Origin of the sequence: Streptomyces sp. NPDC058373 (genome assembly GCF_042723275.1) — a bacterium.
Taxonomy (GTDB): domain Bacteria; phylum Actinomycetota; class Actinomycetes; order Streptomycetales; family Streptomycetaceae; genus Streptomyces.
The window spans coordinates 102,971-127,966 of the sequence record NZ_JBHXJE010000004.1; the positions used below are offsets into that span (position 1 = coordinate 102,971).

The following is a 24,996-nucleotide window of genomic DNA, read 5'->3' on the forward strand; positions in this document are numbered from 1 at the left end:
TTACCGTTTTCCGCCGTTCATATGAATCTACAAGAAGCCTGCCGTGGCCAGCCAATTCCTTCATGTGTTCGGTGACTGACCGCAGCCCCCCGCAGGCCTGTGTACTGACCGCACTTCGCGTGAACAGCGCACGAACGAGGCCGGATCCGGTGGACCGTTCCGAACAGGACCGGACCGCCCCGCCGGCCCGTGACGCACGTCCGAGCTCCGCCCCGCACGGCACCGCCGGAACTGCCCGTACGCCATCGACGCCACGACACCGGAAGAGAGCCCCGCATGGACTTCCTTCGTCCCGCCGGCTGGGAGGAGGCGCTCGCCGCGAAGGCCGAGCACCCCGCCGCCGTGCCGATCGCGGGCGGCACGGACGTGATGGTCGAGATCAACTTCGACCACCGCCGCCCCGACCACCTGCTGGACCTCGGACGCATCGAGGAGCTGACCGCCTGGGAGGACCTCGGCGACAGCATCCGCCTCGGCGCGAGCGTCCCGTACAGCCGCATCATGAAGCACCTGCGCGGCGACCTGCCCGGTCTGGCACTCGCCTCGCACACCGTCGCCTCCCCGCAGATCCGCAACCGCGGCGGCGTCGGCGGCAACCTCGGCACCGCCTCCCCGGCGGGCGACGCCCACCCGGCGCTGCTCGCCGCCGGCGCCGAGGTCGAGGCGGAGTCCGTACGCGGCACCCGGCTCATCCCGATCGACGACTTCTACACCGGCGTCAAGCGCAACGCCCTCGCCCCCGACGAGCTGATCCGCGCCGTCCGCGTCCGCAAGGCCGACGGCCCGCAGCAGTTCTCCAAGGTCGGCACCCGCAACGCCATGGTCATCGCCGTCTGCGCCTTCGGGATCGCCCTGCACCCCGAGACGCGCACCGTGCGCACCGGCATCGGCTCCGCGGCGCCCACCCCGGTCCGGGCCAAGGCCGCCGAGGAGTTCCTCGGCGCCGCCCTGGAGGAGGGCAACCACTGGGAGAGCGGCGCGCCGCTCCCCGAGTCCCTCGTCAAGCAGTTCGCCACACTGGCCGCCGGGGCCTGCAACCCCATCGACGACGTCCGCGGCACCGCCGCCTACCGCCGCCACGCCATCGGCGTCCTGGCCCGCCGCACCCTCGGCTGGACCTGGGCCGCCCGCGAGAGGAGCACCGCATGCGCGTGAACTTCACCGTCAACGGCCGCCGCCAGGAGGCCGACGACGTCTGGGAGGGCGAGTCGCTGCTGTACGTCCTGCGCGAGCGGATGGGCCTGCCCGGCTCCAAGAACGCCTGCGAGCAGGGCGAGTGCGGCTCCTGCACGGTCCGCCTGGACGGCGTACCGGTCTGTTCCTGCCTGGTCGCCGCGGGCCAGGCCCAGGACCGCGACATCGTCACCGTCGAGGGCCTCGCCGCCCTGGCCGCCTGCCGCACCGAGGGCGGCGACTGCGCCTCGGGCGCCTGCGGCACCGGGCTCGACGAGGCCAAGCGGTGGCGCGCCGACCCCGCCAGGGGCACCGACTCGCAGACCGGCGAGGGCACCGAACTCTCCCCGATCCAGCAGGCGTTCATCGACGCCGGAGCCGTCCAGTGCGGCTTCTGCACCCCCGGCCTGCTGGTCGCCGCCGACGAGATGCTGGAGGAGAACCCCTCGCCCAGCGACGCCGACATCCGCGAGGCCCTCTCCGGCAACCTCTGCCGCTGCACCGGCTACGAGAAGATCCTCGACGCGGTCCGCCTCGCCGCCGCCCGCCAGGAAGGGACGGTGAGCCGATGACCGCCACCGGCGTCCCCGGCCACCTGACCCAGGGCGCCACCAAGGGCGGGATCGGCGAGTCGACGCTGCGGCCCGACGGCACCCTCAAGGTCACCGGCGAGTTCGCGTACGCCTCCGACATGTGGCACGAGGACATGCTCTGGGGCCACACCCTGCGCTCCCCGCACGCCCACGCCCGCATCGTCTCCATCGACACCGGCGAGGCCCTGGCCCAGGCCGGCGTGTACGCGGTCCTCACCTACGACGACCTGCCCGCCGAGGTGAAGCACTACGGCCTGGAGATCCGGGACACCCCGGCCCTCGCCCACGAGCGGGTCCGCCACCACGGCGAGCCGGTCGCCCTGGTCGCCGCCGACCACCCGGAGACGGCCCGCCGCGCAGCCGCCAAGATCAAGGTGGTCTACGAGGAGCTGCCGCTCGTCACCGACGAGGCCACGGCCACCGCCCCGGACGCGCCCCTGCTCCACGAGAACCGCGACGACCACCACGCCGCGCACACCCCGCACCCGAACATCGTCCACCGCCAGCCCATCATCCGCGGCGACGTCGAGGCGGGCCGCGCCCGCGCCGACGTGGTGGTCACCGGCGAGTACGTCTTCGGCATGCAGGACCAGGCGTTCCTGGGCCCCGAGTCGGGGCTCGCGGTGCCCGCCGAGGACGGCGGCGTCGACCTGTACGTCGCCACGCAGTGGCTCCACGCCGACCAGCGCCAGATCGCGCCCGTCCTCGGCCTGCCCGAGGAGAAGGTCCGCATGACGCTCTCCGGCGTCGGCGGCGCCTTCGGCGGCCGCGAGGACCTGTCGATGCAGATCCACGCCTGTCTGCTGGCGCTGCGCACCGGCAAGCCCGTGAAGATGGTCTACAACCGTTTCGAGTCCTTCTTCGGCCACGTCCACCGCCACCCCGCCAAGCTCCACTACGAACACGGCGCGACCCGCGACGGCAAGCTCACCCACCTCGTCTGCCGCATCGTCCTGGACGGCGGCGCGTACGCCTCCTCCTCGCCCGCCGTCGTCGGCAACGCGGCCTCGCTCGGCGCGGGCCCCTACGTCGTGGACGACGTCGAGATCGAGGCGATCGCCCTCTACAGCAACAACCCGCCCTGCGGCGCCATGCGCGGCTTCGGCGCCGTCCAGGCGTGCTTCGCGTACGAGGCGCAGATGGACAAGCTCGCCGCCGCTCTGGAGATGGACCCGGTCGAGCTGCGGCAGATCAACGCCATGGAGCAGGGCGCCGTCCTGCCCACCGGCCAGTCGGTCGACTCGCCCGCGCCCGTCGCCGAACTGCTGCGCCGGGTCAAGGCCCGCCCCCTGCCGCCCGAGCGCCAGTGGGAGTCGGCCGGCGGCGCTCCGGACGTGCGCGCCCTGCCCGGCGGCCTCTCCAACACCACCCACGGCGAGGGCGTCGTCCGCGGTGTCGGCTACGCCGTCGGCATCAAGAACGTCGGCTTCTCCGAGGGCTTCGACGACTACTCGACCGCCCGGGTCAGCCTCCAGGCGATCGGCGGCGAGGCCGTCGCCGTCGTGCACACCGCGATGGCCGAGGTCGGGCAGGGCGGCATCACCGTGCACGCCCAGATCGCCCGTACCGAACTGGGCGTCTCCCAGGTCACCATCCACCCGGCCGACACCCGGGTCGGCTCGGCCGGATCGACCTCCGCCTCCCGGCAGACGTACGTCACCGGCGGCGCCGTCAAGCACGCCTGCGAGGCGGTCCGGGAGAAGGTGCTGGAGCTGGGCCGCGCCAGGCTCGGCACGTACCACCCCGCCTGGGCCACCGCCGAACTCCTCCTGGAGGGCGGCAAGGTCGTCACCGACGGCGGGGAGGTCCTCGCCGACCTCGCCGAGGTGCTCGGCGACGAGGTGGTCGACCTGGAGCTGGAGTGGCGCCACCGGCCCACCGAACCCCTCGACCTGCACACCGGGCAGGGCGACGGGCACGTGCAGTACTCCTTCGCCGCCCACCGCGCCGTGGTCGAGGTCGACACCGAACTCGGCCTGGTCAAGGTGGTGGAGCTGGCCTGCGCGCAGGACGTCGGCAAGGCCCTCAACCCGCTCTCCGTGGTCGGCCAGATCCAGGGCGGCTCCACCCAGGGCCTCGGCGTCGCCGTCATGGAGGAGATCGTCGTGGACCCGGCCACCGCCAAGGTCCGCAACCCCTCCTTCACCGACTACCTGATCCCGACCATCCTCGACACCCCGACCATCCCGGTCGACGTCCTCGAACTCGCCGACGACCACGCCCCGTACGGGCTGCGCGGCGTCGGCGAGGCGCCGACCCTCTCCTCCACCCCGGCGGTCCTCGCGGCGATCCGCGCGGCGACCGGCCTGGAGCTGGACCGGACCCCGGTCCGTCCCGAGCACCTCACCGGGACCTGACCGGCGCCGCCCCGCCCACCGCGGGGCGGCCCACCCGCCCTCCGGGCGGTGCGTGCCTCCCAGGAAACGTCACGCCTTCCCAGCCCGCACCGCCCGGAGCCCCGGGGCCGCCCGCTCACGGCCCCGCACCTCGGCACCACCCCACGCCCGCGCCCCGAGAAGGGGCCCGGCCGCGGACCGTTCGTCTCGGGCCGTCCCCCGGGTCGTGCGTCCAGCGCACCACCCCACCCGTACCGCGTCCGGCCGTACGGGCCCCCTGTGACCACGGGAGACACCCTCATGACCGACCAGTCCCTCAAGCCGGGGACGACCGCCGACGACGCGGGCGACGGCTCGCGCGTCCCGGCGGGGCGCTCCTGGCTCGACCGGTACTTCCACATCACCGACCGGGGGTCCACGCTCGGCCGCGAGATGCGCGGCGGCGTCACCACCTTCATGGCGATGTGTTACATCCTCCTGCTCAACCCGCTGCTGCTCTCCGGCCCCGACGTCGCGGGCAACCGCCTCGACCACGCCGGCCTCATCACCGCCACCGCGCTGGCGGCCGCCGTCTCCACCCTGCTGATGGGCTTCGTCGGCAAGGTCCCGCTGGCGCTCGCCGCCGGGCTCTCGGTCTCCGGTGTCCTCGCCACCCAGGTCGCCCCCTACATGACGTGGCCGCAGGCGATGGGCATGTGCGTCATGTACGGCGTGGTGATCATCCTGCTGGTGGTCACCGGGCTCCGCGAGACGATCATGAACGCCATCCCGCTCGCCCTCAAGCACGGCATCACCATCGGCATCGGCGCCTTCATCGCCCTGATCGGCCTCTTCAACGCCGGATTCGTCGGCAAGGGGAACCCGGTCACCCTCGGCACGGGCGGGCAGCTCAGCGGCTGGCCCGTGCTGCTCTTCTGCGTCACCCTGCTGCTGATCTTCATGCTCCAGGCGCGGAACGTGCCCGGCGCCATCCTCATCGGCATCGTCACCGGCACCGTCCTCGCCGTGATCGTCAACGCCGTCGGCGACCTCGGCCCCAAGGCGTGGGGCGGCAGCGCCCCCGAGCTGAACGGCAGCGCCGTCTCCATGCCCGACTTCGGGCTCTTCGGCCACGTCGAGTTCGGCGGCTGGGGATCGGTCGGCGCGCTCACCGTCGGCATGATCGTCTTCACCCTGGTCCTCGCCGGGTTCTTCGACGCGATGGCCACCATCATCGGTGTCGGCACCGAGGCGAACCTCGCCGACGAGAAGGGCCGCATGCCCGGCCTCTCCAAGGCCCTCTTCGTCGACGGCGCCGGCGGTGCCATCGGCGGCGTCGCGGGAGCCTCCGGGCAGACCGTCTTCGTCGAGTCGGCCACCGGCGTGGGGGAGGGCGCCCGCACCGGCCTCTCCTCGGTCGTCACCGGGACGCTCTTCGCGGCGGGGCTCTTCTTCACCCCGCTGGCGCAGATCGTGCCAGGACCGATCGCGGCGGCCGCGCTGGTGGTCATCGGCGCGATGATGATGCAGAACGCCCGGCACGTCGACTGGGCCGACCGCTCGGTCGCCGTCCCGGTCTTCCTCACCGTGGTCCTCATGCCGTTCACCTACTCGATCACCGCCGGGGTCGGCGCGGGCGTCGTCTCCTATGTCGCGATCAAGGCGGCACAAGGTAGGTTCCGCCAGGTCGGAGCCTTCATGTGGGTCCTGGCCGCCGTCTTCCTCGTCTATTTCGCCCTCAGTCCCATCGAGAGCTGGCTCGGCGTGAAGTGACGCCGTCCGGCTCCGGCAACCGCGTAACCGCGTAACCGCGTAACCGCGCAAAGGAGAAGGACCGTGCTGGACATCGCCGCCGAACTGCACGGCTGGACCGAGCAGGGCCGCGACTTCGCCGTCGCCACTGTCGTGGCGGTCTCCGGCAGCGCGCCCCGCGGGCCCGGCGCCGCCCTCGCCGTCGACGCCGGGGGGACCGTCATCGGCTCCGTCTCCGGCGGCTGCGTCGAGGGCGCCGTCTACGACCTGTGCCGCCAGGCCGTCGAGGACGGCCGTCCCGTCCGCGAACGCTTCGGCTACAGCGACGACGACGCCTTCGCGGTCGGCCTGACCTGCGGCGGTGTCATCGACATCCTGGTCACCCCGGTCCGCCGCGGCGATCCCGCCCGGCCGGTCCTGGCCGCCGCCCTCGCCGCCGCGATCCGCGGCGAGGCGGCGGCCCTCGCCCTCGTCACCGAGGGCCCCGCCGAACTCCTCGGCCAGCCTCTGCTGGTCCGCGCCGACGGCACGGCCGACAGCGGCCTCGGCGCCCTGCCCGCCGTGGAACGGGCCGCCGCCGCGCAGGCCCGGGCGCTCCTGGACGCCGGACGCACCGCCCACATCACCGTCGGCGGGGACGGCGGCCCCGGCAGCGGCTGGGGCGAGGGCGGCGACGACACCGGGTGCGGGCCGCGCACCGGCCTGCTGGTCGTGGCGAACCTGCCCGCCCCGCGCATGATCGTCTTCGGGGCGATCGACTTCGCCTCGGCGCTGGTGCGGATGGGCCGCTTCCTCGGCTACCGCGTCACCCTCTGCGACGCCCGCCCCGTCTTCGCCACCGCCGCCCGCTTCCCCGAGGCGGACGAGATCGTGGTCGACTGGCCGCACCGCTACCTGGAGCGGACCGAGGTCGACGCACGCACCGTGCTCTGCGTCCTCACCCACGACGCCAAGTTCGACATCCCGCTGCTGCGGCTGGCCCTGACCCTGCCCGTCGCCTACGTCGGCGCCATGGGTTCGCGCCGCACCCACCTGGACCGCGACGCCCGGCTCCGCGAGGCGGGCGTCCCCGAGACCGCGCTGGCCCGGCTCCGCTCGCCGATCGGCCTCGACCTCGGCGCGCACACCCCCGAGGAGACCGCCCTGTCCATCGCCGCCGAGATCGTCGCCCTGCGCCGGGGCGGCACCGGCGTCCCGCTGCGCGGCGCCCACACCCCGATCCACCACGACGGCCCCACCGGCTCCGAAGGCCGTGTCGGATCGGCCGCCTGACACCCCGGGCTGCTTTCTCTGAGAGGCCCGTCCGCCCCGGCTCCCGCCGACGCCCCGCCCCCGCGTCAGCCACGCCCACCGGCCGCCCGCCGCGAACCCGTACCCGCGTACGCCCGTCCGCCCGTACGGAGTTCCCGCAGGCCGCGCCGGCAGCGCACGCCGACCGCCCGGCCTGCCCCTGCGGCCGCCGAAAGGCATCCGCGGGTCCCCGATCTCCTGCAGTGAGCCGACGGTCTTTGCCGTTCTCCTCCCACCGGGTGGGTCAGAGCGTGCCCGGCACACCGTGGACAGCGGCCACGGCACCCGGCACCACGCCCTCTCACTGCACCGGCCAAGGGTCCGAGTAGCTCCTTCCCCTTGCTCACCACCGCTTTCCTCCCAGAAGTGGCCGCACGGAGCACCCACCGGATCCGGGAGGCAGCCCGGAACATCGGTGAACGGCTGCCGACCGCGAGCTCTTGAGCCCAGTCGTCGGCGCCACCCTCACCGGAGGACGGACCGACGCCGACGACCGCCAGTCGGCATGTCTCGCATTCACTTGTGAGGCAGCCCTTGGCCCTGCCGCGGGTCACCCGCATTCACCAGCGGGCGACGAGCGTCTCGTCTGCACCACGGCCCCGGTACAGCCACATCGTCCCTGGGGCGACCTCACCCGCCAGATATCCGACGATGGGGTCGCGCTGGGCGGCGCTGTCCAACTCGCCGAGCAGTTCCAGCGCGTCAGGTAGAGCGAAGAACGCGGCCTTCTCGATCTCGTCGTCCTCCGGCGCGATCTCCCCCGACCAGCCGCCGACCTCGAAGGCGGCGGCCCACGCCGAAGGATGCGAAGCGGAGTCGACGTGCACGAGGAACGCGGTCCGCACCGGATCGCCGACCAGCAGCCCGGTCTCCTCCCTCAACTCCCGCCGCAATGCCCCGTGTGCGAGTTCGCCGTCCTCGACGCCGCCGCCCGGGAGCGACCAGAGGGACTCACCGCCCGCACCCAGGCGCTCCCGCACCAGCAGGACCTCGTCCCCCCTGCGGACGACCGCCATGACCAGTTGCGCCCGGGGCTTCGGCATCCTCGCCTCCTCTTCCGTCATGGCGCAGACCGTACGTGACGGCGCTTCGGAGCAGCCGCGTGCCGACGACGAGCGCCGCGTTCACCTCGCGGCGTACGAACTCTCCGTATGGTGCCGGAGCGACTGGCCGGTGTGCGGTACGCGTTCCCGGCCGAGCGCTGACGGCGAAGGGCGCGAAATCCGGTTGCCCGTCGGCGGCGGTGGTGGATGCAATGTCGGTGTGAACACCCAGGTGCGCCCGCCGGGACGGAAGCGCACCGCCGGGCCCTGCCGCTCGGCGATCTGGGTTGACCGGGAGCGCATCGTCACGAGAGCGGGACGCCTACGCATGGACACGCCACCCACGCCGAGAGGGCCGGAGCGGACCGACGGGCCGCCTGTCCGGATCGGCGCTCGCATCGCCCGAGCCCGGCCGGACGTCGCGGCCATGGGCACCCGGGGGGAGATCCGGTTCTCCCGCACGTCAGGCGCCGGCGTCCGGCAATGGGCCGCGGCGCCGATCCAGGTCGTCGACCGGGACCCGGCGGAACCCGATCGCTTCCGGATCTCCACACGGGCTGAGGGGCACGGGCGACCTTCGGCCCCGGAGCGGCGGCAGCTCTGACGCACCAAGGCTCCGGACGGTCCCGCCGCTCCCTCGGGCATGTCCGCCGGGCCCGCCGGGCGTCAGGGCAGCAGCCCCAGCCGCCGCGCCGCCACCACCGCCTCCAGCCGGGTGTGGGCGCCCAGTTTGCGCATCGCCGAGCGCAGGTACCCCTTGACCGTCTCCGGCCGTACCCCGAGCCGGCCCGCCACCGCCGCGTTGGTCGCCCCGCCCGCCACGCAGACCAGCACGTCGACCTCGCGGGGGGTCAGCACCGCGGGCGGCATCTTCGGCGCGCCGGGCGGCGCCGCGGACTGGGGATGTCCGGCGCGGGCCAGCCGGGTGCAGGCGGCGAGGAGTTCGGCGCGCAGGGCCGGGTCGGCCAGCCGGGCCGCGAGGGTGCGCAGCTCGCCGTGGATCTCGCGGACCTCCTCCCACGCCGCGGGAGAGCCGGGCAGTGAGGGCTCCCCGGCCCGCGACAGCAGGTGCGCCGCCTCCTCGCGGGCGACCAGGGCCTGTTCGATGTCGCGTGCCGCCGCCACCGCCGCCGACAGGGTCCGGTCGCCGACCGGGGTGGGGGCGCGCAGCGCTCCGTACAGCACGCCCCGGACGTGGCGGTGGACGACGACCGGGACGGCGAGGACGGAGCGCAGGCCCTCGGCGGCGACCGCCGCGTCGTACTCGTGGCTGATCCGGCGCGAGGCGCGGTAGTCGGTGACCGCGCACGGGCGGGTGAGGGCGACGGCCTTGCCGCCCAGGCCGTTGCCGGAGGAGACGTTGAGGCCGCGCAGGGCGGTGGTGCCCGTACCGCTCAGCTCGGCGATGCGTACCTGGTGGCGTCCCTCGATGAGCCCGCCGAAGGCGATCGGCAGGCCGGTGGCGCGCCGCAGCCTGGTCAACGCCTCCCGCATCTCGGCGCCTTCGAGATCGCCGCCGCGCGCCCGCCCGCGCGAGCGATCCTGTCCGCCCGTCGTCACATCCGTGCTCCTTCCTGCCCCTTCGCCCTGCTCGTCCCGGTCCCGGACGTTCGGGCATGGTCCGTCCGTACCCCCGTCCGGGGGTGGTGAGACCTGCATCACGAATTAGACGATGGTAGGCAGTGGTCCGGCAATGAGGAGGACACATGGCGGCAACCAGTGCCACCGAACAGTTCCGCGAGGCCCGGGACTTCCTGCTACGGCACCGCACCGATTACGAGACGGCGTACGCCGGGTTCAGGTGGCCCCGGCCCGAGCGGTTCAACTGGGCCCTCGACTGGTTCGACGTCATCGCCGAGGGGAACGACCGGCCCGCCCTGCACATCGTCGAGGAGGACGGTGCCGAGACGGTCGTCAGCTTCGCCGCCATGGCCAGGCGCTCGGCCCGGACCGCCAACTGGCTGCGCGGACTGGGCGTGGCCCCCGGCGACCGCGTCCTGGTGATGCTGGGCAACCAGGCCGAGCTGTGGGAGACGGCGCTCGCCGCGATGAAGCTCCGCGCCGTCGTCATCCCGGCCACCCCGCTGCTCGGCCCGGCCGACCTCCGCGACCGGGTGGAGCGCGGCGGGGTGCGGCACGTGATCGCCCGTACGGAGGACTCGCCGAAGTTCACCGACGTACCCGGCGGGTACACCCGGATCGCCGTCGGGCCGCCCGCCGAGGGATGGCGGCCGTACACCGAGGCGGCCGACGCCTCCGCGGAGTTCACCCCCGACGGGCCGACCGACCCCGCCGACCCGCTGATGCTGTACTTCACCTCCGGCACCACCGCCCGGCCCAAACTGGTCGAGCACACCCATGTGTCGTACCCCGTGGGCCATCTCGCCACCATGTACTGGACCGGTCTGCGCCCCGGCGACGTCCACCTCAACATCTCCTCGCCGGGCTGGGCCAAGCACGCCTGGTCCAACCTCTTCGCCCCGTGGAACGCCGAAGCCACCGTCTTCCTCCACAACTACACCCGCTTCGACGCCGACCGCCTGCTGCGGGAGATGGAGCGCGCGGGCGTCACCACCTTCTGCGCGCCGCCGACCGTCTGGCGCATGCTCATCCAGGCCGACCTCACCCGGCTCGCCACCCCGCCCCGGGAGGCGCTGGCCGCCGGGGAACCCCTCAACCCGGAAGTCATCGAACAGGTCCGCCGCGCCTGGGGCGTGACCATCCGGGACGGATTCGGCCAGACCGAGACCGCCGTCCAGGTCGCCAACACCCCCGGCCAGCGCCTCAAGCCCGGCTCCATGGGCCGCCCCAGCCCCGGTTACGCCGTTACCCTCCTCGACCCCGTCACCGGCGAACCCGGCGCCGACGAGGGCGAGATCGCCCTCGACCTCGCCGCCCGCCCCGTCGGCCTGATGACCGGCTACCGGGGCGATCCGGAGCGCACCGCCGAGGCCATGGCCGGCGGCTACTACCGCACCGGCGACATCGGCGCCCGCGACGCCGACGGACACCTCACCTACGTCGGCCGCAGCGACGACGTCTTCAAGGCGTCCGACTACAAGATCAGCCCCTTCGAACTGGAGAGCGCCCTCCTCGAACACGAGGCGGTCGCCGAGGCCGCGGTCGTCCCCGCCCCCGACCCGCTGCGGCTCGCCGTCCCCAAGGCGTACGTCGTCCTCGCCGCGGGATGGGAACCGGGCCCCGACACCGCCAAGCTGCTCTTCGAGCACTCCCGCGCGGTCCTCGCCCCCTACAAACGGCTGCGGCGCCTGGAGTTCGGCGAGCTGCCCAAGACCGTCTCCGGCAAGATCCGCCGGGTCGAACTGCGCACCGCCACCGCCGCCGGATCGGACGCCGAATACCTGGAGGAGGAGTACCGGTGACCACCGCACCCGCCACCCTCAGCTACGCCCACGGCACCGGCACCACCCCGCTGCTCCCCGACACCATCGGCGCCTCCCTCGCCCGCACCGTCGCCGCCCACCCCGGCCGCGAGGCCCTCGTCGACGTCGCCTCCGGCCGCCGCTGGACCTACGCCCGCTTCGCCGAGGACGTCGAGACGCTGGCCCGGGCCCTGCTCGCCCGGGGTGTCCTCAAAGGCGACCGGGTCGGCATCTGGGCGACCAACTGCCCCGAGTGGGTGCTGGTCCAGTACGCCACCGCCCGGATCGGCGCGATCATGGTCAACATCAACCCGGCCTACCGCGCCCACGAACTCGCCTACGTGCTGCGCCAGTCCGGCATCGGCCTGCTCGTCGCCACCCCCGGCCACCGCACCAACGACTTCCGCGCCCTGGTCAACGAGGTCCGCGAGGAGTGCCCCGCCCTGCGCGAGACCGCCTACCTCGGCGAGGAGAGCTGGACGGCGCTGCTCGCCGCCGCGTCCGGCTGCCCGCCCGACGCGCTCGCGGAACGCGAGGCGGAGCTGAGCTGCGACGACCCCATCAACATCCAGTACACCTCGGGCACCACCGGCTTCCCCAAGGGCGCCACCCTCTCGCACCACAACATCCTCAACAACGGCTACTTCGTCGGGGAGAACGTCGGCTACACCGAGCAGGACCGCGTCTGCCTGCCCGTCCCCTTCTACCACTGCTTCGGCATGGTCATGGGGAACATCGCGGCCACCACCCACGGCGCCTGCATCGTCATCCCCGGCCCGGTCTTCGACCCCGTCGCCACCCTCACCGCCGTCGCCCAGGAACGCTGCACCGCGCTGTACGGCGTACCGACGATGTTCATAGGAGAACTGAACCTCGCCGACTTCGCCTCCTACGACCTGACCTCGCTGCGCACCGGCATCATGGCGGGCTCGCCCTGCCCCGAGGAGGTCATGAAGCGGGTCGTCGCCGAGATGCACATGGCCGAGGTCTCCATCTGCTACGGCATGACCGAGACCTCACCGGTCTCCACCCAGACCCGGCGCGACGACAGCCTCGCCCACCGGACCGGCACCGTCGGCCGCGTCCTGCCGCACCTGGAGATCAAGGTCATCGACCCCGGCTCGGGCATCACCCTGCCCCGCGGCGAGGCCGGTGAACTCTGCACCCGGGGCTACTCGGTGATGCTCGGCTACTGGGAGGAGCCGCAGCGCACCGCCGAGGCCGTCGACCCGGCGGGCTGGATGCACACCGGCGACCTCGCCGTCCTCCGCGACGACGGGTACGTGGAGATCGTCGGCCGCATCAAGGACATGATCATCCGCGGCGGGGAGAACATATACCCCAGGGAGATCGAGGAGTTCCTGTACACCCACCCGAAGGTCGCCGACGTGCAGGTGGTCGGCGTGCCCGACGGGAAGTACGGGGAGGAGGTGCTGGCCTGTGTGATCCCGCGGCAGAGCACCGGGCCGCTCACCCTGGAGGAGCTGCGCGCCTACTGCCGCGACCGCCTCGCCCACTACAAGGTCCCCAGCCGCCTCCAGCTCCTCGACGCCTTCCCCATGACCGTCAGCGGCAAGGTCCGCAAGGTCGAGCTCCGCGACCGCTACGGCCGCTGACCCCGGCCCCGCCCCGGCCGGCCCCGGACGCGTGACGCCTCCCCACACGCGTCCGGGCCGCCCGCTCACCCGTCGCTCCCCGCCCGCCGGGCCAGTTCCCCCGCCGCCCCGCTGACCGGCAGGGCCGTGCCGCGCGGGTCGAGGGCGAAGAGGGCCAGCCCGATCCCGTCGGCCCGGTGCCTGGCCCCCGCCGTGTAGCCGCCCCGCGCGAAGTGCACCGCGGGCAGCCCGGCCGCCAGGCCGCTCAGCCACAGGCATTCCACCGCCCGGGCGCCGACCGGCCGTACCGCCGTCTCCACCTCCGCCAGGACGCCGTCGGCGCGCAGCCCCACCGCGCTGGCCCCGCGCCGCTCCATCCGCCGTACCTCCCGGTGGCCCAGCCGCTCCAGCCAGTGCACGGCCAGCGCCACCGGGTCCCAGGCGGGCGCCGTCCCGTGGCGGGGGACCTTCGGCTCCCCGCGGGTCGCCGCCTGCGGCACCGAGAGCACCGGCAGGGCCAGCACCGCCCCGCAGCCGCAGTCCAGTTCGGGCTGCGGCCACCGGTCCTGGCGGCCGCAGGCGCCGCACCGCACGGTGATCCAGGAGTCCTCCCAGACCCGGTGGACGAGGGGCCGGACCGGCGCCCCGAGCGCGGGCGGCGCCACCACGGGCGCACCGCACCGGCACGGGTACGCCGTCGGCGCGTACTGGTGGTCGCGGCGGCAGACCGGGCACCGCACCGGAACGCGGTCGGGCATCGCAGGCTCCCCTCGCCGAGGTGGTCGGCGGCCCATCGTCTCCCAGGAAGGCGGCCCGGGGCGGGCGTTCGCCCGGTTTGCCCGCCGGCCGAACGGCCGCCCCGCCGAGCTCACGTCCTGCCCCGCCCGCCGGTCTCCCCTTGACGCTGCCGGAACCTCGACTCTAGATTGATTCCACATAACAGAATCAGTTTTCCGTAGAGCGAAAAAACCCTGTTGAGGGAGGGGTCGGCCGATCCTCGCCTACGGAAGCTGATGCGGCACCCGGCGACCGGCGGGCGCGACGGGAACCGGGGCCGCCGTCGAACCAGGAGACCTCCATGGCTCGTATGACCGCTGCCCGCGCGGCAGTCGAGATCCTCAAGCGCGAAGGCGTCAGCCGCGCGTTCGGCGTGCCGGGCGCGGCCATCAACCCCTTCTACGCCGCGCTCAAGGCGTCCGGCGCAATCCAGCACACGCTGGCCCGGCACGTCGAGGGCGCCTCCCACATGGCGGAGGGCTACACCCGCACCCACCCCGGCAACATCGGGGTCTGCGTCGGCACCTCCGGCCCCGCCGGCACCGACATGATCACCGGTCTCTACTCCGCCTCCGGCGACTCCATCCCGATCCTCTGCATCACCGGCCAGGCGCCGACCGCCCGTCTCCACAAGGAGGACTTCCAGGCGGTCGACATCGCCTCCATCGCCGCCCCGGTCACCAAAATGGCGGTCACCGTCCTGGAGCCGGCCCAGGTCCCCGGCGTCCTCCAGCAGGCCTTCCACCTGATGCGCTCCGGCCGGCCCGGCCCGGTCCTGGTCGACCTCCCGCTCGACGTGCAGATGGCCGAGATCGAGTTCGACCCGGAGACCTACGAGCCGCTGCCCGTCTACAAGCCCGCGGCCACCCGCGCGCAGGCCGCCAAGGCGCTGGCGATGCTCCAGGAGGCCGAGCGCCCGCTGATCGTGGCGGGCGGCGGCATCATCAACGCCGACGCGGCCGACCTGCTCACCGAGTTCGCCGAACTGACCGGCGTCCCCGTGGTGCCGACCCTGATGGGCTGGGGCGTCCTCCCCGACGACCACCCGCTCAACGCGGGCATGGTCGGCCTGCAGACCTCGCACCGCTACGGCAACGCGACCTTCCTGGAGTCGGACTTCGTCCTCGGCATCGGCAACCGCTGGGCCAACCGCCACACCGGTGGCCTCGACGTCTACACCGAGGGCCGCACCTTCGTCCACGTCGACATCGAACCCACCCAGATCGGCCGCGTCTTCGCCCCCGACTACGGCATCGCCTCCGACGCCCGCGCCGCCTTGGAACTCTTCGTCGAGATCGCCCGCGAACAGCGCGACGCCGGGACCCTGCCCGACCGCTCCGACTGGTCCGCCACCGCCCAGGAGCGCCGCGCCACCCTCCAGCGTCGCACCCACTTCGACGACATCCCGATCAAGCCGCAGCGGGTCTACGAGGAGATGAACCGCGCCTTCGGCCCGGAGACCCGGTACGTCTCCACCATCGGCCTCTCCCAGATCGCCGGCGCCCAGATGCTCCACGTCTACCGGCCCCGCCACTGGATCAACTGCGGTCAGGCGGGCCCGCTCGGCTGGACCGTCCCCGCCGCCCTCGGCGTGGCCGTCGCCGACCCCACGACGCCGGTCGTCGCCCTCTCCGGCGACTACGACTTCCAGTTCATGATCGAGGAACTGGCGGTGGGCGCCCAGCACCGCATCCCCTACGTCCACGTCCTGGTCAACAACGCCTACCTGGGGCTGATCCGGCAGGCGCAGCGGAACTTCGACATCGACTTCCAGGTCAACCTGGAGTTCGAGAACATCAACGCGCCCGAGCTGGGCGTCTACGGCGTGGACCACGTCAAGGTCGCCGAAGGGCTGGGCTGCAAGGCCCTGCGCGTCACCGACCCCGCCGAACTGGCCGGGGCCTTCGAGGAGGCCCGCAAGCTCGCCGAGGAGTTCCGCGTCCCGGTCGTGGTCGAGGCCGTCCTGGAGCGCGTCACCAACATCGCGATGAGCGGGAGTGACATCGACAAGGTCAACGAGTTCGAGGAACTCGCTACGGAGCCGGGGCATGCGCCCACCGCTGTGCGGACGCTCAAGGGGTGACCCTGGCGGGGCTGTAGGGGGGGCGGCTGCGGGTTGTGGCCGCCTCCCGCCACCGCCCTGCGGTCGCGACGGCGCCTCCGGCGCCACCCGCTGGAACAACTCCCACAACTCGTCCGGCACCAGCCGCTTCGAGGCCGGCAATACCCGCGGCTTCGCCTCGGCATTGAGGGCATCCGCCCCGTGCGCCGCGAGAGTTTTCGGTCCTGGGACCGACAAGAATCCTTCGATGTCTCTCTGTGGCGTGCCAGGAGCGTCTTCAGCGGGCTGGGTGGTTCCCTGCCCATACCGTGGGGATTCGGCCTGACCACGGATTTGCCTGTTCGAGTTGGCCGGCGAGGCGGAAGAGCCGGCCTTCGAGGCCGTATCCGGCGGCGAACTGCATACCTACCGGAAGCCCCGTCCCGGCGTCGGCCGTCACAGGTACGGACATGGCGGGCGTGCCCGCCACGTTGAACGGCATGGTGAACGGCGACAGGTCATTGATGCGCTCGATCCAGCCGAGGCCGTCCAGTGTCTCCACACCCTCGGTATGAGTGCCCAGAGGCAAGGGGGGCTCCGGCAGGGTCGGCGTGAGGAGGATGTCGTACGCGTCGAAGTACCGCGCCAGGCTTCGGGCCACCCGGTTCCGCATCGCGAGAGCGGTGAGGAATTGCGCGCCGCCGACCCGCTGCCCGTAGCGGTAGCCGGCGAGGGTCGCCGGCTCAAGGGCTGAGGAGTCGATGGGACGGCCGAAGGCGGCGGCCAACCCGTCGACCAGGGTGGTCAGGTTCACCGTCATGAGCTGGGCGTTGGCCAGGACGAATTTCTCCCAGTCGGCGCCGAGGTCGATCTCGGCCGCCTCCACCTGGTGACCGAGGGATTCAAGCAACCGCACGGTACGGGAGAGGGCGTCGGTCACCGGGGCGGTAGTGCGGCGTCCGCCCCACGCTTGGGCGAGGACACCGATTCGCAACGAGCCCGGATGACGGGTGACTTCCTCCGCGTACGGCCGTGACGGCTGCTGGGCGAAGTAGGGGTCGCCCGACTCCGGGCCGCGTATTTGATCGAGCAGTACCGCACTGTCGCGTACGGTGCGGCTGACGCTGCCGTGCACGGCCAGGCCGTTGAAGACCTCGTCGACGTCGGGCCCCATGGACACCCGGCCACGGGTGGGCTTGATCCCGAAGAGGCCGTTGTATGCGGCGGGGATACGGAGCGATCCGGCGGCGTCGGTGCCATGGGCGACCGGGACCACCCCGGCGGCGACAGCGGCGGCCGCGCCTCCACTGGATCCGCCCGCGCTGCGCTCCAGGTCCCACGGGTTGCGGGTCGCGCCGTACAACGCTGATTCCGTGGAGATGCCATAGGCCATCTCCGGTGTCGCGGTGCGCCCGAACGTCACGAGGCCCGCGCGCCGGAAGCGCTGCATCAGCGAGGAGTCGGCGCCGGCGACGTTACCGGCCGCCAGGCGGCTTCCCAGCTCCATCCGCCTCCCGGCCATGGCCACCGCGATGTCCTTGATCAGAAAAGGGACGCCGGCCAGTGGCGTGCTACCGGGGACAGGCTCGTCGTCGGTCAGCCAGGTCTCCACGACGGCGTTGATCCGCGGATCAACTGCCTGTACAGCCTCGCGCGCGGCTGCCTCCAACTCGGCGGGGAGCACCTCGCCCTTAGCCACCAGCTCCGCCAGCCCGACCGCGTCGAAGCTCACGTACTCAGAAACTTTCACTGCCACTCCCTGACAAGAACGATACCGCTCAGTTCCGAACGATACTCTACGGTATCGAAGGGGTCTGGCTGGTACCGTAGGGGGTTGTGGACCGCACGATCGACCGGAGTGACGGAGTAGTCATGGCATCGACCCTCAGCAGGCCGGGCAGAGTGGCGAAGCTGCCGCCTCGTGAGCGCATCCTCGACGCGGCCGAAGAGCTCTTCCAGAGGGAAGGGATCCGGCAGGTGGGGGTCCAGACGATCGCCGACAAGGCCGAGACCACCAAAATGGCGATCTACCGGCACTTCGAGACCAAAGACGCGCTGGTCGCGGAGTGGCTGCGGATCGTCGCCGCCGATTACCAGGCGGCCTTCGACCGCGTGGAAACCGAATACCCCGACCAACCCGAGGAGCAGATTCTGGGCCTGGCCCGCTTCATCGCCGAGGGGCTGCCGACGATCTCATACAGGGGCTGTCCGTTCATCAACTCCCTCGCCGAGCTGCCCGACCGCCTTCATCCGGCACGGCAGGTGATCGAGGACCACAAGGCCCACCAGACCCGCAGGCTGATCGGCATGTGCACCAAGGCCCAGATGCCCGACCCCGGACAGGCCGCGGCCGAGATCACCTTCGTACTCGAAGGGGCGCAGGTCAGCACACAGAACGGAAGCGTCGATCAGACGGGAGACCGCCTGATGAAGATCGTCGAGGGAATCGTGGACCGGCACCGCTCCCACCTCAGCGCACACAGGGCGGCTGACTGACCGCCCGCGCCGCCCGACTGACCGCCCGCGCCGCCCGACTGACCGCCCGCGCCGCCCGACCGGCCACCGCATAACGTGGGCATGCGAGTGGGGCCTGGCGCCCCCGCCCACCTGGAAAGCTTCTTTTCCGGGCGGCACCGGGGAGCCGGTGGCGGCCCTGCTCAGGCCGGGAAACGCGGGCTCAAACACCGCGGCCGACCACATCACCGCCGCCCAACTGGCCTTGTCCCAACTGCCGAAGGCATACCGGCGCGGGCGCCGGGCCCTGATCCGCACGGATTCTGCGGGCGGCACTCACGACTTCGTGGCCTGGCTCGCCCGGCGGGGACGGTGGCTGTCCTATTCGGTGGGCATGGTGATCACCGAGGCGATCCACAGCCACGTGCTGAAGGTACCCACCTCGGCCTGGTCACCAGCCGTCGAGGCGGACGGCGAGATCCGTGGCGGGGCCTGGGTCGCCGAACTCACCGGCGACGTCCTGGACGGCTGGCCTCAGGGCATGCGGCTGATCGTCCGCAAGGAACGGCCGCACTCCGAGCCCAGTTGCGGCTGACGGACGCTGGCGGCATGCGGCTGACCTGTTTCGCCACCAACACTTCGGGCCGGCCGATCGCCGAGCTCGAGCTCCGGCACCGGCTGCGGGCCCGGGCCGAGGACCGGATCCGGGCCGCCCGGGCCACCGGTCTGCGTAACCTGCCCCTGCACCGCACTGCCCAGAACCGCATCTGGCTGGAGATCGCGCAGATCGCACTCGACCTGCTGGCCTGGATGATGAGGTGGAAGTCGTCGTCGCGCATTGCGAGCGGGCGACCCTGCGTGTCGGTGACGTGTTTCTGAAGGTGGACGGCGCTCAGGCGCGTGTCGACGTCGAAGTGGAGGCGATGGCCCTCGCGTTTCCGACTCCGGCGGTCCTGTGGCGCAAGCCGCCGGTGCTCGCGATCGCCGCGCTGCCGGGGACGACGCTCGGGCGCCTGGGCGGGCCGTCGACCGGTTCGCCGGCGGCGTGGGCCGCGGCGGGCGCCGCCATCCGGAAGCTGCATGAAGCGCCCCTGCCGCCCATGCGGGGCCGGGCAGGCCGGAGCGTCCTCGCGCTGGCGGCGGAGCTCGACCGGGAGTGCGAGTCGCTCGTGACGAAGAGGGTCCTGCCCGCCGACCTGGTCACCCGCAACCGCCAGGTCGCCGAGACCGCGCTCCGGCCGTGGGCTCCGCCCAGCGCGCCTGCATCGCCGCCTTCTTCGAGCAGCACCTGCGACAGCGGCCCCAGGACCTGCTGGACGGTCCGTCGCCCGCCCACCCGAAGGTGCGGTTCGTCGACTGAGCACCGACGGCACGAAAGGCCCCGGACGCGTGAGGCGTCCGGGGCCCAGGCGCTCCCGTGGAAGGGGAGAAGTCCGACCGCGGCGGCGGCGATCGCACCCCGTCGCGGCCCCCTCAGGGCCGGGCGCGCACGACGGAACGCGTTGACCACCGCACTGGCTCGTCGCCGCCGCGGTCGTACGGGCCCTCGCGCGCGGCTGGTGAGAGCCGGGCGGAAGGGCGGTCTGGGGGCCCGCGCCCGCCGGTCGACCCCTCATCGGGACCGGCGGGCGCGGGGCACGCTCCGGGGACGGCCTCCCCGGCTGCCGCGGAGCGTGGTACTGGGGGCGGGTCAGCCCTCGCGCAGGGTTTGCACGGCGGCTTCGACGCGCTTGCCGTACTCGGGGTCGGCGGCGTGGAAGTGGGCGAGGTTCTTCTCGATCACGTCCTCGCGGGAGACCTGGGAGAGCCCGCCGGCGATGTTGGCGACGAGCCGGGCCCGCTCCTCCTCGGACATCAGCCGGAACAACTCGCCCGCCTGGAAGAAGTCGTCGTCCTTGGAGTGGGCCGGGGCCTCGTGGGTGCCGGTGTGGCCGTTGACCGCGAGCGGCGAGGCCAGCGGGGTGCCGGTCTCCTCCGGGCCGCCGTACGAGTTGGGCTCGTAGTTCTTCTCGCCGCGCGGCTGGGCGTTGGCGGCCATCAGGCCGTCCCGGCCGTAGTTGTCGGCGGTGGTGGCGCGCGGCGCGTTGACCGCGAGCTGGGTGTGGTTGACGCCGAGCCGGTAGCGGTGCGCGTCCGCGTAGGCGAAGAGGCGGCCCTGGAGCATCTTGTCGGGGGACGGGCCGATGCCGGGCACGAAGTTGTTGGGGGAGAAGGCGGCCTGCTCGACCTCGGCGAAGACGTTGTCGGGGTTGCGGTCGAGGACCAGACGGCCGACGCGGCGCAGCGGGTAGTCCGCGTGCGGCCAGACCTTCGTCAGGTCGAACGGGTTGAAGCGGTAGCCGTCCGCCTCGGCGGCGGGCATCACCTGGACGTAGAGCGTCCAGGACGGGTGCACACCGCGCTCGATGGCCTGGAGCAGGTCGGTCTGGTGGGAGTTGGAGTCCTTGCCCGCCAGCTCCTGGCCCTGCTCGGAGGAGAGCGAGCGGATGCCCTGGTTGGTCTTGAAGTGGTACTTCACGAAGAAGGCTTCGCCCTCGGCGTTGGTCCACTGGTACGTGTGCGAGCCGTAGCCGTTCATGTGCCGGTACGAGGCGGGGATGCCCCGGTCGCCCATGAGCCAGGTGACCTGGTGGGTGGCCTCGGGGGCGTGCGCCCAGAAGTCCCAGACGTTGTCGGGCTCCTGCTTGCCGGTGAACGGGTCGCGCTTCTGCGAGTGGATGAAGTCCGGGAACTTCAACGGGTCCTTGATGAAGAAGACCGGCGTGTTGTTGCCGACGAGGTCGTAGTTGCCCTCCTCGGTGTAGAACTTCACCGCGAAGCCGCGCGGGTCGCGGACGGCGTCGGCCCCGCCGAGGTTGTCGGCGACGGTGGAGAACCGGGTGAAGAGCTCGGTCCGCTTGCCGACCGTGCTGAGGAACGCCGCACTGGTCAGGTCGGACACGTCGTCGGTGACGGTGAAGTGGCCGTACGCGCCCGAGCCGCGGGCGTGCACGACGCGCTCCGGGATGCGCTCCCGGTTGAAGCGTGCCAGCTTCTCCAGGAGGTGCTGGTCCTGGAGGAGGAGGGGACCGCCGACGCCGGCGCTGGCGGAGTTCTGGTTGTCGGCGACAGGAGCGCCCGACTCGGTCGTGAGCACACGCTTCGACATGGGGACCTTCCGTACGGGTGAGCAACTACGGAAAAACTCTTCCGCTGGGTGGAGCGTTGCGTGGAGCGTAGGTTCGGCGGAACCGAACGTCAACAGTTTGTTGAAACAGTGGGCGGAGCTGTGCTCCGCCGACCGGAAGAAGAAATGAGCAGGCAAGAGGTATCCGGGTGGTGCCGCCGCCTGGGCGCGACAGGACAGGTGTCAGCGACGGCACCACCCGGACATTCAGGGGCCGGACCGCGTGGTCCGGAGCCAGGGCGTGTCCGTGAAGTCCTGTGCGGTGTCGGCGTGGCGAGCGTGCGTGCCGGGCGCCTCGGGCGCCTCGGGCGCCGTGGACGCCGTGGACGCCGTGGACGCCGTGGACGCCGTGCGGGACTTTGTGGACATGCCCTGGGGCGGCAGGCTCAGACCTGGCCGCCGGAGAGGCGCTCGACCCCGCGCAGCAGTGCCGAGTGGTCGAGGCCGCCGTCGCCCTGCGCCCGCAGCGAGGCGACGAGCTGGGCGACGACCGAGCCGACGGGCAGGGCCGCGCCGACGGTACGGGCGGCGTCGGTGACGATGCCCATGTCCTTGTGGTGCAGGTCGATCCGGAAGCCGGGGGCGAAGTCGCGCTGAAGGAAGTTGTCCTTCTTGCGGGCCAGCACGGTGGAGCCGGCCAGTCCGCCCCCGAGCACGTCGAGCGCCGCGCCCAGGTCCACGCCGGACTTCTCCAGGAAGACCACGGCCTCGGCGCACGCCTGGATGTTGACGGCGACGATGAGCTGGTTGGCGGCCTTCACCGTCTGTCCCGAGCCGTGCGGGCCGCAGAGCACGATGGTCTTGCCCAGCGCCTCGAAGACGGGCCGCGCCTCGTCGAAGTCGGCCTGCTCGCCGCCGACCATGATGGAGAGCACCGCCTCCACGGCGCCCGCCTCACCGCCGGAGACCGGCGCGTCCAGGACCCGGACGCCCTTCTCCCGCGCGGCCTCGGCGAGGTCGACCGAGGTCTGCGGGGTGATCGAGGACATGTCGATCAGCAGGGCGCCGCGCCGGGCGTGGGCGAGGATGCCGTCGGGTCCGTAGGCGATCGCCTCGACCTGCGGGGAGGCGGGGACCATCGTGATGATGACGTCGGCCTCGCGCACCGCCTCGGCGATGGAGGCGGCGGCCTTGCCGCCCGCGGCGGTGAGCCGGTCGAGCTTCTCCTGCTCCAGGGTGTAGCCGGTGACGGCGTACCCGGCCTTGATCAGGTTCTCGGACATCGGGGAGCCCATGATGCCGAGGCCGATCCAGGCGATCGACGGGCGGGCGGTGTCGGCGGTCTTGCTCATCGGGTGCCTCTCTCGGGGGTCGGGGGGCCAGGGGGAGCGGGGCCGGCCCGGGTGTGCGCGGTCCGTCGGCGGGCGCCGGCTCAGGGGCGGGCGGCGCGCAGCTCGGCGGGGAGCCAGCCGAAGGCGTCGGCGCTCGGGCGGTCCCCGGGCTTGTACTCCAGGCCGGTCCAGCCGGTGTATCCGGCGGCGTGCAGCCGGTCGAGCAGCGACTCCAGGGGGAGCGTGCCGGTGCCCGGGGCGCCGCGGCCGGGGTTGTCGGCGATCTGGACGTGGCCGGTCCGGGCCGCGTGGGTGTCGATGACGGCGTACAGGTCCTCGGTGGACAGGCCGTTCATGGACAGGTGGTACAGGTCCATCAGGAAGGTGGCGTTGGCCAGCCCGCTCGCCTCGTTGACCCGGTCGGCCAGCGCGACGGTCTCGTCGGCGCCGAGCAGCGGGTAGCGGGGCGACTCCGGCTCGTTGAGCGCCTCCAGGAGCAGCGTCGCGCCGATCCGGTCGGCGGCGCGGGCGGCCAGCACCAGGTTCTCCAGGGCGAGTTCGTCCTGGGCCGCCGGGTCGGTGCCCTCGACGCGGTTGCCGTAGAGCGCGTTGAGCGCGGTGCAGCCGGTGGACTCCGCGAAGCGGGTCGCCACGTCGAGGTTGGCGCGGAAGCGGCCGGACTCCTCGCCGGGCAGCGAGAGCGCGCCCCGGTCCGGGCCCGGCAGCTGGCCGGCGTAGAAGTTGAGGCCGACGAGCTGCGTGCCCGCGTCTTTCAACGACTTGGCCAGGGCGTCGAGTTCGTCCTGCGGGGGAGTGGGGGTGGCCACCCAGGGCCACCACAGCTCCACCGCGGTGAAGCCGGCCGCCGCCGCTGCGGCGGGCCGCTCCAGAAGCGGCAGTTCGGTGAAGAGGATCGAGAGGTTCACATCGAACCGCTGATTGGCGTAGCCCATGGGGAGACCGATGCTCCTTCCGTATTGCGGAAGTATGTTTCTGCTCAACGGAAGATTGCCCGGACGGTTCGGCGGCTGTCAAGGGGGTGGTGGTGAGCCGTCGGTGGTGGGGCGGGGGTCCGGCCGTGCCCGCGTAGGCCTTCCGGCCGGGCGTTCACCTCGCCGGAACCCGGCCGCCGCCCGGGTCCGTTAGGGTCGGGGCGAGGCCGGGCGCCACGAGAAAAAGCCAGGTCGAGGGAGAACGGCGAACAGGGGCGCAATGCGATTGCGAGTGGAATTCACGACGGAACCGTTCGATCTGGACGAGGCGCCCCCGCACGCGCTGGTGGCCCGCGAGGTGATCTCCTCGGCCGACCTCGACGCGGTGGACGTCGGCCCGTTCGGCAACACCGCCGAGGGCGGCGCCGACCAGGTGCTCGGCGCCGTCGACGCGCTGCTGCGCGAGGCGCTCGCCTCCGGGGCGACCCGGGTCTCCCTCCAGGTCAACGTCATCGAGGGTGACCGGTGAGCGCGGAGGGACCGGCCGCGCCGGTCGCGGGGGAGGCAGTCGTGGGCGAGCCCTTCGTGGACGCCGTCAAGCCGCTGGTCGACGCGATGGGTGGCGAGCTGCTGCCGCCGGCCCGCGCCGGTGAGGAGGACGTGGTCCTCTCCTGGGAGGGGCGCGAGGTCGTCGCCGTACGGCTGCCGCAGCTCAGCGACTCCCTCGACCAGATCATCGCCGCCCTGGAGCGCAAGCACGGCCGCCCCCTCGCGGAACTCGACCGCAGGGCCAAGCAGGCCGTCGTCCGCACCCTGGAGGCCCGCGGCGCCTTCTCCGTCCGCCACGGCGTGGAGACGGTCGCGGGCGCCCTGGGCGTGAGCCGCTTCACCGTCTACAACTACCTGAACCGGTCCGAAACCCGCTGAAACACCGCAACAGACGCGAAATCCGTTGAAGCGGCGTGGGGCTCCGGGCGGGACCGCGCGCGGCCCCTCAAGCCTCACGTGATCCTCCGAAGCGCGCCAGGCGCCCTCGCCGTGCACGGCCCTCGCCCCCGCGCAGGCCCCGCCCGCCCCGCGAAAACCCGCCGCCGTCCCCTGTCCGGACGGCGGCTTTCGCGTGGCCGGCGGCCCTCGGGAGCGTGAAAATGAGTTCACAGCATTGTTTCAACAAAGTGTTGACGCCGACTCGTCGACGGCGTTAGCTATCC

At 72.5% G+C, this 24,996-nt stretch carries 18 protein-coding genes and 3 pseudogenes; 14 read left to right on the forward strand and 7 right to left on the reverse strand.

Annotated elements, in window-relative coordinates:
* Positions 1–276 precede the first annotated feature (276 nt).
* The 5 genes from ACFWMZ_RS04380 to ACFWMZ_RS04400 all read left to right on the forward strand — a co-directional run bounded on the left by ACFWMZ_RS04380 (position 277) and on the right by ACFWMZ_RS04400 (position 7,105).
* Positions 277–1,155 carry an FAD binding domain-containing protein gene (locus ACFWMZ_RS04380; protein ID WP_383179759.1) on the forward strand — a complete coding sequence of 293 codons (879 nt, stop codon included), beginning with the start codon at positions 277–279 and terminating at the stop codon, positions 1,153–1,155.
* Positions 1,146–1,745 (forward strand): (2Fe-2S)-binding protein, encoded by a 600-nt coding sequence (locus ACFWMZ_RS04385; RefSeq protein ID WP_383179756.1) that lies wholly within the window; start codon positions 1,146–1,148, stop codon positions 1,743–1,745. The genes ACFWMZ_RS04380 and ACFWMZ_RS04385 overlap by 10 nt, the downstream gene beginning before the upstream one ends.
* Positions 1,742–4,123: a xanthine dehydrogenase family protein molybdopterin-binding subunit gene (locus ACFWMZ_RS04390; RefSeq protein WP_383179753.1), complete on the forward strand. Its 2,382-nt coding sequence runs from the start codon at positions 1,742–1,744 to the stop codon at positions 4,121–4,123. Before ACFWMZ_RS04385 ends, ACFWMZ_RS04390 begins: the two co-directional genes overlap by 4 nt.
* Before the next feature lie 279 nt (positions 4,124–4,402).
* Positions 4,403–5,854, forward strand: a complete 1,452-nt coding sequence (locus ACFWMZ_RS04395) for an NCS2 family permease (protein WP_383199472.1) — start codon at positions 4,403–4,405, stop codon at positions 5,852–5,854.
* 63 nt (positions 5,855–5,917) lie between these two features.
* Positions 5,918–7,105: an XdhC family protein gene (locus ACFWMZ_RS04400; RefSeq protein ID WP_383179747.1), complete on the forward strand. Its 1,188-nt coding sequence runs from the start codon at positions 5,918–5,920 to the stop codon at positions 7,103–7,105.
* A 578-nt stretch (positions 7,106–7,683) separates the two neighbouring features.
* On the opposite strand, the gene ACFWMZ_RS04405 is transcribed toward ACFWMZ_RS04400, so the two are convergent.
* Positions 7,684–8,187, reverse strand: a complete 504-nt coding sequence (locus tag ACFWMZ_RS04405) for an NUDIX domain-containing protein (protein WP_383199474.1) — start codon at positions 8,185–8,187, stop codon at positions 7,684–7,686.
* 370 nt (positions 8,188–8,557) lie between these two features.
* Here ACFWMZ_RS04405 and ACFWMZ_RS04410 point away from each other — a divergent pair.
* Positions 8,558–8,770, forward strand: a pseudogene (locus tag ACFWMZ_RS04410) (hypothetical protein); the annotation flags it as partial.
* 62 nt (positions 8,771–8,832) lie between these two features.
* Here ACFWMZ_RS04410 and ACFWMZ_RS04415 read toward each other — a convergent pair.
* Positions 8,833–9,660, reverse strand: a complete 828-nt coding sequence (locus ACFWMZ_RS04415) for a response regulator transcription factor (protein WP_383199561.1) — start codon at positions 9,658–9,660, stop codon at positions 8,833–8,835.
* Between the two features lie 212 nt (positions 9,661–9,872).
* Here ACFWMZ_RS04415 and ACFWMZ_RS04420 point away from each other — a divergent pair, with 212 nt between their 5' ends.
* Both ACFWMZ_RS04420 and ACFWMZ_RS04425 read left to right on the forward strand, forming a co-directional pair.
* Complete coding sequence (locus ACFWMZ_RS04420) at positions 9,873–11,549, forward strand: AMP-binding protein (RefSeq protein WP_383179741.1); 1,677 nt, start codon at positions 9,873–9,875, stop codon at positions 11,547–11,549.
* Positions 11,546–13,165: an AMP-binding protein gene (locus ACFWMZ_RS04425; protein WP_383179738.1), complete on the forward strand. Its 1,620-nt coding sequence runs from the start codon at positions 11,546–11,548 to the stop codon at positions 13,163–13,165. The genes ACFWMZ_RS04420 and ACFWMZ_RS04425 overlap by 4 nt, the downstream gene beginning before the upstream one ends.
* Before the next feature lie 65 nt (positions 13,166–13,230).
* Here the strand turns inward: ACFWMZ_RS04425 and ACFWMZ_RS04430 are convergent, their stop codons facing one another.
* Positions 13,231–13,902 (reverse strand): hypothetical protein, encoded by a 672-nt coding sequence (locus ACFWMZ_RS04430; RefSeq protein WP_383199476.1) that lies wholly within the window; start codon positions 13,900–13,902, stop codon positions 13,231–13,233.
* 320 nt (positions 13,903–14,222) lie between these two features.
* On the opposite strand from ACFWMZ_RS04430, the gene gcl reads away from it, so the two are divergent.
* Positions 14,223–16,004, forward strand: a complete 1,782-nt coding sequence (gcl, locus tag ACFWMZ_RS04435; protein ID WP_383179732.1) for a glyoxylate carboligase — start codon at positions 14,223–14,225, stop codon at positions 16,002–16,004.
* 256 nt (positions 16,005–16,260) lie between these two features.
* Here the strand turns inward: gcl and ACFWMZ_RS04440 are convergent, their stop codons facing one another.
* Positions 16,261–17,712 carry an amidase gene (locus ACFWMZ_RS04440; protein WP_383199478.1) on the reverse strand — a complete coding sequence of 484 codons (1,452 nt, stop codon included), beginning with the start codon at positions 17,710–17,712 and terminating at the stop codon, positions 16,261–16,263.
* A gap of 122 nt (positions 17,713–17,834) precedes the next feature.
* Between ACFWMZ_RS04440 and ACFWMZ_RS04445 the strand changes: the two genes are divergently transcribed.
* The 3 genes and pseudogenes from ACFWMZ_RS04445 to ACFWMZ_RS04455 form a co-directional block, all read left to right on the forward strand.
* A complete protein-coding gene (locus ACFWMZ_RS04445; RefSeq protein WP_383179726.1) occupies positions 17,835–18,458 on the forward strand; it encodes a TetR/AcrR family transcriptional regulator in 624 nt (207 codons plus the stop codon).
* Positions 18,459–18,582: 124 nt separating this feature from the next.
* A pseudogene (locus ACFWMZ_RS04450) lies at positions 18,583–19,229 on the forward strand (transposase); the annotation flags it as partial.
* Positions 19,223–19,666 (forward strand): annotated as a pseudogene (locus tag ACFWMZ_RS04455) (aminoglycoside phosphotransferase family protein); the annotation flags it as partial. The pseudogenes ACFWMZ_RS04450 and ACFWMZ_RS04455, both read left to right, overlap by 7 nt.
* Before the next feature lie 440 nt (positions 19,667–20,106).
* Here the strand turns inward: ACFWMZ_RS04455 and ACFWMZ_RS04460 are convergent.
* The 3 genes from ACFWMZ_RS04460 to ACFWMZ_RS04470 all read right to left on the reverse strand — a co-directional run bounded on the left by ACFWMZ_RS04460 (position 20,107) and on the right by ACFWMZ_RS04470 (position 23,806).
* A complete protein-coding gene (locus ACFWMZ_RS04460; RefSeq protein ID WP_383177690.1) occupies positions 20,107–21,564 on the reverse strand; it encodes a catalase in 1,458 nt (485 codons plus the stop codon).
* Between the two features lie 404 nt (positions 21,565–21,968).
* Positions 21,969–22,874 carry a 2-hydroxy-3-oxopropionate reductase gene (locus ACFWMZ_RS04465; protein WP_383177687.1) on the reverse strand — a complete coding sequence of 302 codons (906 nt, stop codon included), beginning with the start codon at positions 22,872–22,874 and terminating at the stop codon, positions 21,969–21,971.
* A gap of 80 nt (positions 22,875–22,954) precedes the next feature.
* The gene (locus tag ACFWMZ_RS04470) at positions 22,955–23,806 is read right to left on the reverse strand and encodes a TIM barrel protein (protein WP_383199480.1); all 852 of its coding nucleotides are present in this window, start codon (positions 23,804–23,806) and stop codon (positions 22,955–22,957) included.
* A gap of 259 nt (positions 23,807–24,065) precedes the next feature.
* On the opposite strand from ACFWMZ_RS04470, the gene ACFWMZ_RS04475 reads away from it, so the two are divergent.
* On the forward strand, positions 24,066–24,314 hold the full coding sequence (locus ACFWMZ_RS04475) for a hypothetical protein (RefSeq protein WP_383177681.1): 249 nt from the start codon (positions 24,066–24,068) through the stop codon (positions 24,312–24,314).
* The gene (locus ACFWMZ_RS04480; protein WP_383177678.1) at positions 24,311–24,712 is read left to right on the forward strand and encodes a helix-turn-helix domain-containing protein; all 402 of its coding nucleotides are present in this window, start codon (positions 24,311–24,313) and stop codon (positions 24,710–24,712) included. The genes ACFWMZ_RS04475 and ACFWMZ_RS04480 overlap by 4 nt, the downstream gene beginning before the upstream one ends.
* Positions 24,713–24,996 lie beyond the last annotated feature (284 nt).